We start from the raw sequence: 13,115 nt of genomic DNA on the forward strand, positions 1-13,115 counted from the left end.
AATGACTAAATACGAAACACAACCCTTACAAATGAGCCGCCGTCGTTTCTTACTGGGCAGCAGTGCCTTGGCTGTCTTACCTCTGGTCGGTGGCCTGTGGCCTAAATCCGCCTTAGCGGAAGCCATCAGCCAAGCTTTACCTCAGTTTTTGGCGCTGCGTCAGGCGCAAAAAGGGATTCTGACCGGAGCACATTGGGGCGCATTTGAAGCCATCGTCGAGAACGGCCGCATGGTCGGTGTTCAGCCCGTTAAAGATGACCCTTGGCCAAATGACCTGATCACCATGGCCCCGTATCAAGTCCATGCCGATAACCGCATCAAATATCCGATGGTGCGTAAAAGCTGGCTAGAAGGCGGTCCCGGCAGCCATACCGAACTGCGTGGGCGTGATGAGTGGGTGCGGGTCAGTTGGGATAAAGCCACCGAACTGGTGTGCAACGAGATAGTGCGAGTGCAGAAAGATCACGGCCCGCAGGCGCTGTATGCCGGTTCTTATGGCTGGAAAAGTGTCGGGATGCTGCACAATAGCCGCACCCTGCTGCAACGGCTAATGAATCTGAGTGGCGGCTTTCTCGGCTATGCTGGCGACTACTCCACTGGGGCCGCACAGGTGATTATGACCCATGTGATGGGGTCGATGGAGGTTTACGAGCAGCAAACCGCTTGGCCGAATGTGGTCGAGAACAGTGAACTGGTGATCTTGTGGGGCTGTAACCCCATGATCACTTTGAAAAATAGCTGGAATATCCCCGATCACGTGGGGCAAACCGGTTTTGAGGCGCTGAAGACAAAAGGCACCAAAGTCATCAGTATTGATCCGGTACATAATGACAGCGCTAAATTCACCAATGCTCAATGGATTGCCCCGCGCCCTTATACCGACAGCGCCATGCTTATCGGGATCGCTCACACCTTACTGACCGAGAAGCTGCATAATCCCGATTTTCTCAAAACCTACACTGTCGGTTTTGACAAATTCCAAGCGTATCTGCTGGGAGAGAGTGACGGTCAGCCGAAGACGGCAGAGTGGGCAGCGGATATCAGTGGCGTGGATGCCAATGTGCTGCGTCAACTGGCACGGGATATGGCGAAGCAGCGCACCATGATCATGGGTGGCTGGGGAATTCAGCGTCAGCACCATGGTGAGCAGCAGCATTGGCTGTTGGTGACCGTCGCCGCGATGCTGGGTCAAATTGGTCTGCCGGGTGGGGGCTTTGGTTTCAGCTATCACTACTCTTCTGGCGGCAGCCCAACAGCGAAAGGCGGTATTTTGCCGGGGATCTCAGCCGGAAATGCGCCGAAGAGTTCACCGTCGCCGATTCCGGTAGCACGTATTGCCGAGTGTTTGGCTAATCCGGGGAAAACCATTGATTTTAATGGCACCAAAGTGACCTACCCGGATGTCAAAATGGTCTATGTGGCTGGGGGTAATACCTTCCATCAGCATCAGGATACCAATAATCTGGTGAAAGCTTGGCAGCATCCCGACACTATCGTGGTGAACGAGCCGTACTGGACGGCGACCGCGAAACACGCGGATATTGTGTTGCCCGCCACCACCAGTTATGAACGTAACGATCTGGAGATGGGTGGCGACTATTCGCAGCTTTATGTTTTCCCTATGCACCAGTGCGTGCCGCCACAACATGAGTCCCGCAGTGATTTTGATATTTTCGCTGCGATGGCAACCCGGCTGGGGGTGATTGATGCCTTTACCGAGGGTAAAGATGAGACCCAGTGGCTGAAGTCGATGTATGACGATATGAAATCGCAAGCCCGTACGGCGCGGGTGGCACTGCCGCCGTTCGATATGTTCTGGGAGTCAAATAACTATATTCGCTTCCCGATTCCCGAGGCGAACACGCAGTGGGTTCGGTTCGCTGATTACCGTGAGAATCCGCTGCTCAATCCGCTCGGCACGCCATCCGGCAAGATTGAGATCTACTCGGATACTATCGCCAAAATGGAGTACGCCGATTGTCAGGGGATTCCGACGTGGATGCCACCACACGAGTGGTATCGGGGCGCTGAGGCGAAGAGATATCCACTGTCACTGAATACCGCGCATCCTATCAATCGGCTGCATTCGCAGTTGGATAACACGCCGTTGCGTGAGAAATACGCAGTGGCCGATCGGGAGGCGATTCTGATCAGCCCACAAGATGCCAGCGCACGTCAGATCGTGAATGGTGATTTGGTGCGGGCGTTTAATGATCGCGGGCAGATATTGGTGGGTGCCGTGGTATCAGAGGATGTGCGGCCGGGGGTGGTGCGGATTAGCGAGGGGGCATGGTTTGACCCCGCCGAGCCGTCGGTGCCGGGTTCTCTCTGTAAAAATGGCAATATCAATTGCCTGACTTTCGATATCGGCTCTTCCAGTCTGGCCCAGGGTAACTGTGGACAGATGGCGCAGCTTGAGATTGAGAAGTACACCGGGCCGGTGCTGAAAAATACTGCCCATAGTGTGCCCGTAGGAGCTTAGTGAATAGGTGAGCCAAGGGTTGACCGCACCTACGGGCGCTCCGGCGGCTTACGCCGCTTACGACCCGAACGGCACGTTTCCCCTTGGTTCAGCTTTATCAGTCGTTTGTGAGGGCGGTTAATTCCGCCCTTTCCACATTTAAGGCGCGGTCTCTGCTTCCAATTTGATCAAATAGACCAGAGCCTGTTCGCGGGTATCAAAACACATCTCCCGCAGGGCTTGCAGGCTGCCGCAAACCGCTGGGCGATCTGGCGAGTGAAAAATAGCGCAGCGCATCTGGTCATCTAAGTGCAGGCAACGGGTATTGGCGGGCTTGCCGAACGGCATTCCGGGGATCGGGCTGGAAATAGAAGGAGCAATACAGCAGGCACCGCAATCTGAGCGACACTCCATCAGCAGGCTCCTGTAGGCTGGCGGAATAAGAGCGGACAATAGCAATCGCCCCACAGAACTACCAGCACTATCCTTGAACCACTGCTTAATAGCCGATCCCGCCCACGAATCCCCTTTTCCATCCCCCCATGACTCACTGGTCATTCAACTAAAATCACGCTGTTCTGGGCGATATATCGGCTGCATTACCCTCAAAAACCAGACTAATCGCTAGCTAATTAATCAGTACAAGTCTATTCATCTGTTTACAGTTTCAGTTGCATATTGTACCATTGAGCTAGTACAAAAGAGCTATTCACTATAAATAGCTGTTAACCATTTTATCTGTCCCCAACGTAATTGGAGTTGCCTGTCGATGGAATTATCCCAACCTTTGTCACGACCCTCCGTCCTTGGCGGCGCGATGATTGTCGCCGGAACCGCCGTGGGCGCAGGAATGTTCTCAATCCCCATCGTGACTGCGGGAGTGTGGTTTAGCGGCTCAGTGATGCTGCTGATTTATACTTGGGCCTGTATGCTGATTTCCGGCCTGATGATTCTGGAAGCAAACCTGAATTACCCCACAGGGGCCAGTTTTCACACCATGGTGCAAGATTTGCTCGGCAAGGTTTGGAGTAGCATTAATGGGTTGTCGATTACCTTTGTGCTCTACATCCTGACCTACGCCTATATCTCTGCTGGCGGCTCCATTATCTCCCATACACTGCAAAATGTGGCCGGCATTGGCCAGACCACGGCGGGCTTTATCTTTGCTGTATTGGTGGCATTTATCGTGTGGTTATCCACCCGCGCGGTGGATCGTCTGAGTACGATATTAATCGGCGGCATGGTTATCACCTTTGTTATGTCTGTCGGTGATATGTTTAGCCATGTGGAAAGTGCGGTTTTGTTCAATCAAACCGACAGTAGCGCCAGCTATTTGCCTTATGCGCTGGCGGCACTGCCCTACTTGCTGACCTCTTTTGGCTACCACGGCAATGTGCCAGGGCTGGTGAAATACTACCAAAAAGAGAGCAAATCCGTGGTGCAGAGCCTGCTGTTCGGCACCTTGATTGCATTGGTGATTTATGTGCTGTGGCAGTATGCCATTCAGGGCAATATTGCTCGGGATGCCTTCAAACAAGTGATTGCCGACGGCGGGAATATCGGCAGCTTGCTGAAACAGATGGATACCGTCTCAGCCCGTCAGGCCACCAGCCAGTTACTCAACGCTTTCTCTTATATGGCGCTGGCCAGCTCATTCTTGGGTGTCTCCCTTGGGTTGTTCGATTACATTGCGGATTTCTTTAAATTTTCCGATGATCGTAACGGGCGGACCAAATCAGCATTAATCACTTTTGTGCCGCCCACTATCGGTGCTCTGCTGTTCCCCGATGGCTTCTTGTACGCGATTGGTTTCGCGGGCTTAGCCGCCACTATTTGGGCGGTCATCGTGCCGGCACTGATGGCGCGCGCCAGTCGTCGTCGCTTCCCACAAGCCGCTTATCGAGCGCCGGGCGGGCAAGTGATGATTGGCTTTATTATCCTGTTTGGCGTGATTAATGCGGTGGCACATATTGCCGCGCTATTGGGTATTTTACCTGTGTATGCGTAAGGCCCATTTTATGGCGAAAATCTCACTCTTTTTTGCTCTGGCTGCTTGCCTGAATCACGCCGCACGAGTAACTTGTCGCAACTTATCTTCAATCCTGATTGGCGGTTAATAAATGGCAAGAGCTAACGAAATTAAACGTGGTATGGCAGTCAACCTCAACGGCAAATTGCTGCTGGTGAAAGATATTGATGTGCAAAGCCCGAGCGCCCGTGGCGCAAGTACGCTGTATAAAATGCGTTTTTCTGACGTGCGTACCGGCTTAAAAGTGGAAGAGCGTTTTAAGGGCGATGAGATCCTCGATACCATCACCCTGACCCGCCGCACGGTGAATTTCTCTTACATCGATGGCGACGAATATGTCTTTATGGATGATGAAGATTTCACCCCATACAACTTCAAGAAAGAGCAGATCGAAGATGAATTGCTGTTTATTCCTGAAGGCGGTATGCCGGGTATGCAGGTGTTAACGATGGACGGTCAATTGCTGGCATTAGAGTTGCCACAGACGGTTGATATGGAAATTGTGGAGACCGCACCGAGCATCAAAGGGGCATCAGCCAGCGCCCGTAACAAACCGGCAGTGATGAGCACCGGCCTATCTATTCAGGTGCCTGAATATATCAGCCCAGGTGAGAAAATCCGTATTCATATTGCAGAACGTCGCTATATGGGTCGCGCAGACTGATACCCTTCATCTTTCAAACTGCAGGTGTGTTGGCTGCTCTCGTTACTCGGCCCATCCATGGGCCTCGCCTCCGCGAGGCCGCTGCAAGCAGCGTTCAAATCTGCTCCCGGCAGATTTGTCACCCGAATCACTGACTTATGTCAGCTCATCGGGATTCATTCGTTTGCCGCCTTCCTGCATCTTGAAATCTATTGGGTATCTTTGCATTAAGGGCTAGGAGTTCTGGCCCTTAACTGTTAGATATGTTGGCTTACATCAAAACGGTCACTTCAATCAGTAAGTGATTCGGGTTATTGGACGCAGCCAACACACCTGCAACTTGAAAGATGACGGGTATATTATTTCAGCTCTGGGAAGAACGCCCGCTTCAACGCCAACTCCACGCCGCGCACTTCAGCCAACCCTTTTAAGCGGCCAATCGCCGAGTAACCCGGATTGGTTTTCTTATGCAAATCATCCAACATCTGGTGACCATGATCGGGTCGCATTGGGATCGGGCGCATGTCACCCGCCGCTTGACGACGTTGCTCTTCGGTTAAAATCGCTTTAACCACGGAGTACATGTCAACATCACCTTGCAAATGGCCGCCTTCATGGAAGGTTTTTGGATTCCCTTCTCGGCAAGTAGAGCGCAAATGAGTAAAGTGAATGCGATCACCAAAGGTTTCGATCATTTTCACCAAATCATTATCGGCACGCACACCATAAGAACCGGTACACATAGTAAAACCGTTATGAATGCTATCGACGGTCTCTTTCAGCCACTGCATATCTTCGATGGTGGAAACAATACGCGGCAGGCCAAGTATTGGGCGCGGTGGATCATCTGGGTGTACCGCCATACGCAGCCCGACTTGTTCCGCAACCGGGATAATTGCCCGTAAGAAATAAGCCATGTTTTCACGCAGTTGCGCTTTATCAATGCCGTCATACTCTGCCAGACGCGCGCGGAATTGATCCAGTGTATAGCCCTCTTCAGCGCCCGGCAGCCCGGCAATAATATTGCCAGTCAGTTTGGCGATATCCGCCTCAGACATGGCATCGAAATAGTCTGCCGCTTGCGCCTGCTCTTCAGCCGTGTAGTCATTGACGGCACCGGGACGTTTCAGGATATGCAGCTCAAAGGTGGCAAAAGCTATCTGATCAAAACGCAATGCTTTGGAGCCGTCCGGCAATTGATATTCCAGATCCGTTCGTGTCCAGTCCAGCACAGGCATAAAGTTGTAGCACACGGTATCAATACCACAGGCAGCAAGGTTATGCAGCGTTTGTTGATAGTTTTCAATATGTTGCTGATAGTTACCGCTGTGAGTTTTGATCTCTTCGTGAATAGGCACACTTTCCACGACCGACCACACCAAATTTTTAGCCGCTAATTCAGCCTGCCGTTGTTTGATTTCACTCACCGGCCAGACTTCACCATTCGGGATATGATGCAATGCAGTCACTACTCCGGTTGCGCCAGCTTGACGGATATCATCTAACGACACCGGATCATTGGGGCCATACCAACGCCATGTTTGTTCCATTTATTTTTACCTTCTGCGGATGCGTAAACTGTTCAGGTGCTAAAAATGTTGTTATACCGATTTCCAAGAGGTATCACTCAGCTTTATCCTTACTCTTTACAAGCTCGGTGTCAAAAAGCAAAACCTCATTGGTTGATCCAACTCACGAATATAACCAATATTGGACTTACCAATTTTATTTTCTGTCATATGGCTTTACACTGCAAGCCGATAATCATGGCAACAAGCAAAAGAAAATGGTCGGTATGGTGTGGCTTTTTTCCTACGAATAGCGCACTAAAACTGGTCTAACAACTTTTTATTTGCCACCTTTTATGTCAGCCCTTGGTGATGATCGGGGGTAAATGATTTTGGAGCCACGTATGAACACCATTGCCAACAGCACACTTCCCGCCAGCGTACAACTGCCCACTTATGATAGAACAGCGCTGAAAAGCCGTATTGTTCACATCGGTTTTGGCGCATTTCATCGCGCCCATCAGGCACTCCTCACAGACAGGGTATTGAATAAGCAAGGGGGGGACTGGGGCATTTGTGAAGTCAGCCTGTTTGGTGGCGACGTATTGATTCAAAATTTACGCCAACAAGATCATCTCTTCTCGGTGCTGGAGAAAGGCGCGCAAGGCAATCAGGCGGTGATTGTCGGTGCTGTTTGTGAGTCTGTACATGCGCGTTTAGATGGCGTCATGCAGGTGCTGGAAAAATTAGCCGAACCCCAAGTGGCTATCGTTTCGCTGACCATCACTGAAAAAGGCTACTGCATCGAACCGGGCACGGGCCAACTGGACCTGCAAAATGAGTTTGTCCGCGCAGACTTGGCAATACCTGATGCCCCGAGCTCCGCTCCGGGTATTTTGGTTGAGGCGCTCCGCCTGCGCCGCTTACGAGGTCTGCCACCCTTTACCGTGCTCTCTTGCGATAATATTCCGGAAAACGGCCACATCGTCAAAAATGCGGTACTGGGCTTGGCAACCGCACGTGACCCCGAACTGGCCCGTTGGATCAGCCAAAATGTCACCTTCCCTAATACCATGGTAGACCGCATTGTTCCGGCAGCAACCGCAGAGACATTGCAGGAGATCGCCGAAACTTTGGGTGTTGCTGACCCTTGTGGCATTGCTTGTGAGCCGTTCATTCAGTGGGTGGTTGAGGACAAATTTGTGGCGGGCCGCCCTGATTGGCAAGTGGCTGGCGTGCAGTTGGTGGATGACGTTTTGCCGTTTGAAGAGATGAAACTGCGCATGCTGAATGGCAGCCACTCCTATCTCTCCTATCTGGGTTATTTGGCGGGTTATCAACACATTAATGATTGCATGGCTGACGATAATTATCGTCTGACCGCACGTCGCTTGATGATGGATGAACAAGCGCCGACCTTGCGTGTCACGGGTGTTGACCTTAATGCCTACGCGGATCAATTGATCGAGCGCTACTGCAATCCGGCGCTAAAACACCGCACCTGGCAGATAGCCATGGATGGCAGCCAGAAATTACCACAACGGATGCTGGACTCCGTGCGTTGGCACTTACAACATGGCGGAACCTATCCTTGCCTGGCATTAGGTATCGCCGGTTGGATGCGTTATGTCAGTGGTGTGGATGATAACGGTCAGGCTATTGATATCCGTGACCCAATGGCTGACAGCTTCAAACAATGTGTCGCCACCAGTGAAGAGGGGGTTGCTCGCGTACAAAGTTTGCTCTCGCTGAAGTCGCTGTTTGGTGAAGCCTTGCCACAGCAGCCCGAATTTGTGCAGGCGGTCACAGAGGCTTATCTCAGCTTGCAACAATTTGGCGCGAAAGAGAGTGTAAAACGGCTGGCGCAGCAGGCTTAATTTAACGAAAGTGTATTGGCTGAAATCGATTTATTCAGCCAATACTTTTTATTGGTCAGTTATCTTCTACTCTTCAAGCTGATACGGCGCTGACTCAAACAGATAGCCGTCGAAGTCTGGATGGTCTGCATCAGATAGCTCCAACAATTTCAGTTTTACATTTTCCAAATGTTGCCACATGGCCTGCTTGGCCGCTTTACTGTCACGACGCAATACCGCTTGCAGGATTTTCTGATGATCTTCCAGCCATTGCCAGCGGTAGCTGAAATCAAGAGTATGGCTGTGAGCGCCCTGCCACATCGCGCTATTTTTTCGCGCTTGCCAAGCCTCAGCCACCATATTGGCTAGCACGCTATTTTGTGTCGATTGCGCTAACAGACAATGAAACAGCTCATCTGCACTCTCATCTACCGCCCCGGCGGCCAAGGCTGTTTTTTCCTGCTCAATGGCCTGACGCATTTTGATGATATCCGCCTTGGTGGCCTGCATGGCGGCAAAGGCGGCGACTTCACTCTCCAGCAGTTGGCGGGCTTGCAGTAGCTCAAAGGGGCCGTAACCTCTGTCGGCTGACACGGCGGACTCACCTTCGGCAAGCTGCTCAGGCACATTAACCACATACACCCCGGAGCCTTTGCGCACCTCAACCAACTTCTCCAGCTCCAGCATGATCAGCGCTTCACGCACCACACTGCGACTGACACTAAAATTTTCAGCAATATCTCGTTCAGGCGGTAAACGATCGCCCACATGGTATTGCCCGCTGACAATCGCCTCTCGCAGCCGACCGCCCACTTCCTGATATAACCGCATAACCTTATTTCCTGCATCAACCGCTAGCATAGACAGGCTAAATTGGCCTGACCAAAGGGTATATGAATGATGAACAGTATATCATGCGGTCAAACAGCATCATGAGGTTTATCACGGTTTATCGAAGTGATAAACCGTGTTTGTCAGCGACTAGGAATATTATTAGCTTAAATATTAAAGGTAAGTCACCGTCATCACTCCCAAGCTACGCTGTGGGTTCAGCCATTCCATGCGAGAAGAGGCTAAAATAGCGGGAAATTGGGAGATCAAGGGCATTTTGCTGGAGAGAGTTTGTCTGTGAGTCTGTGTTTCACCATTACGGTAACAACTTGTCGTCATCGTTTGGCCAACTACAGCCGTATTGCATGGGCTTTCTACAATGGCTCCGTGGAATGTGATTGTGCCTGTCACTGACAGGTTAGATTGCGCACTACTTGCAGGAGAAGATATTACCCATGAAAACATTATTGCTAATATAAATAGTACCCGACAATTACTCATAACCACCTCGACTCTCATGTCTGTCATTTTAAATGATAGAGGATTTCAAGCAGAGCAATGGAAATGATAGGGCATTATTTATTGCCCTACTCGGCCTATAACTCACTAAAATACCTCGAAGAAGTGAATTATATTTCTTATCGGTGTATAACGATTAGGCAGGACTCCTACCTTGCCTAGGAAATATTCTCTATTTACGCTTTTTTCGTTTAATAATAAGTTTACTCGGTGTTATATCCTTTACTCATCGTAACCTTGAAAATCACCTTCACCTTGATAAATTATTGAAAAAAAATTTAATATCAGAGGCACCCCATGACAAAAACAAACTTGATTACCGGCTTTTTGGGCTGCGGTAAAACCACCACTATTCGCCATTTGCTGTCACAGAAGCCAGAACATGAAAAATGGGCGGTTCTGGTCAATGAATTCGGTGAAATTGGTATTGATGGTGCGCTACTCGCAGACAGTGGTGCGGTATTAAAAGAGATACCGGGGGGGTGCATGTGTTGCGTTAATGGATTGCCGATGCAAGTGGGCTTGAATATGTTGCTGCAACAAACCAAACCCGATCGGCTGTTAATCGAGCCGACGGGGTTGGGCCATCCCAAACAGATATTGTCATTATTAACTTCCGACACTTATCTGCCATGGATTGATTTACGCGCCACCCTTAGCCTGCTAGATGCCCGCCAGTTGAGTGAGCCTCGTTACACGGAGAATGAGAATTTCCGTGATCAATTAGCTGCCGCCGATATTATCGTGGCAAATAAGCAAGATACCTATAGCGCAGTAGATTACGCCGCACTACAGCAATGGCATGATCAACAGCCCGCTTCACGCCCACTCTATTATGCTGAACAGGGGAAAATTGATATTGCCCTGCTCGATACGCCACACAGTAATCATGATGAATTACCTGATGGTGCACATCATCACAGCTCGTCGCGACAAAAAGGGCTAGCAGCATTAAGTTTAAAAGGCACTGAGCCTTGGCGTCGGGCGTTAAATCAAGGTCAAGATTATCTGAGTTGTGGCTGGGTATTTAATGCTGATACTGTGTTTGATACGATTCCACTCTTGGAGTGGGTGCGATTAAATCCCGTGGAGCGAGTCAAAGGGGTGATGCGTATTGCCGAGGGTACTCTGGTGGTTAATCGCCAAGGGGCTGATTTGCAAATCGAGACACGCCAAATCCCCCCATTAGATAGCCGAATTGAACTGATTAGTGCAACTGAAGCCGACTGGAACAAATTACAGCATGAATTACTGAATATTCGGTTATGTAAAGGGGTATAATGCGCCCCAATTTTTATTGCTTACACCATTCGTACATTGACATTTATAGGCCACCGCATGACCCGTCGTCATTTACCGACAATACTACTGCTCAACGTACTCGGGATAGCTCTATTTTTATCCTGGTATATCCCTGTGAATCACGGTTATTGGTTTAAAATAGATTCGGCAATATTCTTCTATTTTAACCAACACCTGCTCTCCAGCCCTTCATTCCTGCATTTGGTGGCGATCACCAATAATCGCGCTTTTGATGTTATTTCGCTGATGTGTATGGGGGCGCTCTACTTTTACTTCTATATGAAGGAGACATCTGCTGGCCGCCGCCGTCTGATCGTCACGGGATTTGTTATGCTGTTGACCGCCGTTGTCCTTAATCAATTAGGTCATCTGCTGCCAGTGTCGCATCCCAGCCCGACACTGACATTTGAGAATATCAATCGCGTCAGTGAATTAACGGGTATCCCGACCAAAGATGCCTCGAGCGACAGCTTCCCCGGTGACCATGGCATGATGTTGATGATTTTTGCCTGCTTTATGTTGCGCTATTTTTCTCGTGGAGCCTTTGCCATCGCCTCACTGATCGTGGTTATCTTCTCGTTGCCACGGGTAATGATTGGAGCGCATTGGTTCACTGATATTGCTGTCGGCTCGCTCTCGGTCGTGCTAGTGGGGACAAGTTGGATATTACTGACGCCATTAAGCGATAAGCTAATTAATGCCATCAACCGCCGTTTGCCTGGGGCAAATAGCCAGTAGCCGCGCCCATTCGATATTGAGGCAAAAACGTTTTTTTTGCCTCTTTCCTCATTAACGTTTCCCCTCATTTATTATCACCAAACGGTTACAAATTCATCTATTCCGCTTTAATATAAAATATTACATTATGTTACATTAACATTTAGTAAAGTAATGGCTACAAAAGCGCTCGCCTTTTATTAATCATTACGGTAATCTCAAAAACGTTTGTGCTCGGATATCAGTATTTTCACCGCTGTCCTGATTAATATTGTGCGTTCCAGCACATTTATTCGGTTAAGTGATTGTCTCATCAGACCACAAGCCATAATCTCGATTCGTTTGGCAATTTTGGTAGCGACATCCGTCGTAAGGACAGCAAGGGAAAACAACAACAATGGTCAAGTCTCAACCTATTATGAGATATATTCTGCGGGTAATTCCTGCGGTTGCAGTAGCGGTAATGTTATCCGCGTGTAGTTCACCACAGACTTCGAACTTAAATAATTCGCAAACTGAGATGCGTGCAGTTAATGACAAAGATGGGCTTTTACTGCAAGCCTCTCAGGATGAATTCGAAGCAATGGTGCGCAACGTTGACGTCAAGTCGAAGATTTTAGAACAGTATGCAGGGTGGAAAGGGGTTCGTTATCGTTTAGGCGGTAGCACCAAGCGCGGGATTGATTGTTCCGCCTTTGTACAAACCACTTTCCGTGAACAATTTGGTATGGATTTACCGCGCTCGACCTCTGAGCAGCAAGATCTCGGTAAAAAAATCCAGCGAACTAAATTGCGCCCCGGTGATTTGGTGCTGTTCCGAGCAGGATCGACTGGTCGCCATGTCGGTATCTATCTAGGTAACGATAAATTTGTTCATGCCTCGACCAGTGTCGGTGTGACAATATCGAGCCTAAATGAAGATTATTGGAATAAGCGTTATCGCGATGGACGCCGAGTGCTAAGTAGCGGTTCACGCAGCTAGCAAATTTTTATTCCTGTTGTCCGAGATACCAAACGAAATGCTAAAACGCTGCCACTGGCAGCGTTTTTTATTGCCTGATGTGGACTATTTCCCCCTCTACCCCCAATTCTGATCTGTTTGTAGGAATTCTCTTTTTTTGCTGAAAACAGCGAAACTCAAGAATTATCTGTGTAAGATGCGCACCTATTAACCAAGACTCTACTGGCACCAAGGCATATCTACCAACGATTATCCTTTATAAGAATATGTATATTGCATTAATAATCT

General features: G+C 49.5%; 10 protein-coding genes. 7 read left to right on the forward strand and 3 right to left on the reverse strand.

Annotated elements, in window-relative coordinates; all coding sequences use genetic code 11:
• Window position 1 precedes the first annotated feature (1 nt).
• Window positions 2-2,482 (forward strand): trimethylamine-N-oxide reductase TorA, encoded by a 2,481-nt coding sequence (gene torA, locus HRD69_RS18380; RefSeq protein WP_004874752.1) that lies wholly within the window; start codon window positions 2-4, stop codon window positions 2,480-2,482.
• 138 nt (window positions 2,483-2,620) lie between these two features.
• On the opposite strand, the gene HRD69_RS18385 is transcribed toward torA, so the two are convergent.
• Window positions 2,621-2,875, reverse strand: a complete 255-nt coding sequence (locus HRD69_RS18385; RefSeq protein ID WP_032814020.1) for a YkgJ family cysteine cluster protein — start codon at window positions 2,873-2,875, stop codon at window positions 2,621-2,623.
• 349 nt (window positions 2,876-3,224) lie between these two features.
• On the opposite strand from HRD69_RS18385, the gene mtr reads away from it, so the two are divergent.
• Window positions 3,225-4,469 carry a tryptophan permease gene (gene mtr / locus HRD69_RS18390; RefSeq protein WP_032814019.1) on the forward strand — a complete coding sequence of 415 codons (1,245 nt, stop codon included), beginning with the start codon at window positions 3,225-3,227 and terminating at the stop codon, window positions 4,467-4,469.
• A gap of 112 nt (window positions 4,470-4,581) precedes the next feature.
• On the forward strand, window positions 4,582-5,154 hold the full coding sequence (gene yeiP / locus HRD69_RS18395; protein ID WP_004874748.1) for an elongation factor P-like protein YeiP: 573 nt from the start codon (window positions 4,582-4,584) through the stop codon (window positions 5,152-5,154).
• A gap of 338 nt (window positions 5,155-5,492) precedes the next feature.
• Here the strand turns inward: yeiP and uxuA are convergent, their stop codons facing one another.
• Window positions 5,493-6,683, reverse strand: a complete 1,191-nt coding sequence (gene uxuA / locus HRD69_RS18400; protein ID WP_004874747.1) for a mannonate dehydratase — start codon at window positions 6,681-6,683, stop codon at window positions 5,493-5,495.
• Window positions 6,684-7,045: 362 nt separating this feature from the next.
• Between uxuA and HRD69_RS18405 the strand changes: the two genes are divergently transcribed.
• Complete coding sequence (locus tag HRD69_RS18405; protein WP_032814018.1) at window positions 7,046-8,518, forward strand: mannitol dehydrogenase family protein; 1,473 nt, start codon at window positions 7,046-7,048, stop codon at window positions 8,516-8,518.
• Window positions 8,519-8,584: 66 nt separating this feature from the next.
• Here the strand turns inward: HRD69_RS18405 and HRD69_RS18410 are convergent, their stop codons facing one another.
• Window positions 8,585-9,328 (reverse strand): GntR family transcriptional regulator, encoded by a 744-nt coding sequence (locus HRD69_RS18410; RefSeq protein ID WP_032814017.1) that lies wholly within the window; start codon window positions 9,326-9,328, stop codon window positions 8,585-8,587.
• Between the two features lie 816 nt (window positions 9,329-10,144).
• Between HRD69_RS18410 and HRD69_RS18415 the strand changes: the two genes are divergently transcribed.
• The 3 genes from HRD69_RS18415 to mepS all read left to right on the forward strand — a co-directional run bounded on the left by HRD69_RS18415 (window position 10,145) and on the right by mepS (window position 12,848).
• Window positions 10,145-11,128: a CobW family GTP-binding protein gene (locus tag HRD69_RS18415; RefSeq protein ID WP_004874742.1), complete on the forward strand. Its 984-nt coding sequence runs from the start codon at window positions 10,145-10,147 to the stop codon at window positions 11,126-11,128.
• 57 nt (window positions 11,129-11,185) lie between these two features.
• Complete coding sequence (locus tag HRD69_RS18420; protein WP_032814016.1) at window positions 11,186-11,887, forward strand: phosphatase PAP2 family protein; 702 nt, start codon at window positions 11,186-11,188, stop codon at window positions 11,885-11,887.
• A gap of 376 nt (window positions 11,888-12,263) precedes the next feature.
• Window positions 12,264-12,848, forward strand: a complete 585-nt coding sequence (mepS, locus tag HRD69_RS18425; RefSeq protein ID WP_032814015.1) for a bifunctional murein DD-endopeptidase/murein LD-carboxypeptidase — start codon at window positions 12,264-12,266, stop codon at window positions 12,846-12,848.
• Window positions 12,849-13,115 lie beyond the last annotated feature (267 nt).

This window comes from Yersinia mollaretii ATCC 43969, from assembly GCF_013282725.1.
Lineage (GTDB): Bacteria > Pseudomonadota > Gammaproteobacteria > Enterobacterales > Enterobacteriaceae > Yersinia > Yersinia mollaretii.

What these genes read in the sequence shown, in the direction of transcription:
- torA (WP_004874752.1), top strand. Translation starts at nt 2, where the DNA reads ATGACTAAATACGAAACACAACCCTTACAAATGAGCCGCCGTCGTTTC.
- HRD69_RS18385 (WP_032814020.1), bottom strand. Translation starts at nt 2,875, where the DNA reads ATGGAGTGTCGCTCAGATTGCGGTGCCTGCTGTATTGCTCCTTCTATT.
- yeiP (WP_004874748.1), top strand. Translation starts at nt 4,582, where the DNA reads ATGGCAAGAGCTAACGAAATTAAACGTGGTATGGCAGTCAACCTCAAC.
- uxuA (WP_004874747.1), bottom strand. Translation starts at nt 6,683, where the DNA reads ATGGAACAAACATGGCGTTGGTATGGCCCCAATGATCCGGTGTCGTTA.
- HRD69_RS18405 (WP_032814018.1), top strand. Translation starts at nt 7,046, where the DNA reads ATGAACACCATTGCCAACAGCACACTTCCCGCCAGCGTACAACTGCCC.
- HRD69_RS18410 (WP_032814017.1), bottom strand. Translation starts at nt 9,328, where the DNA reads ATGCGGTTATATCAGGAAGTGGGCGGTCGGCTGCGAGAGGCGATTGTC.
- HRD69_RS18415 (WP_004874742.1), top strand. Translation starts at nt 10,145, where the DNA reads ATGACAAAAACAAACTTGATTACCGGCTTTTTGGGCTGCGGTAAAACC.
- HRD69_RS18420 (WP_032814016.1), top strand. Translation starts at nt 11,186, where the DNA reads ATGACCCGTCGTCATTTACCGACAATACTACTGCTCAACGTACTCGGG.
- mepS (WP_032814015.1), top strand. Translation starts at nt 12,264, where the DNA reads ATGGTCAAGTCTCAACCTATTATGAGATATATTCTGCGGGTAATTCCT.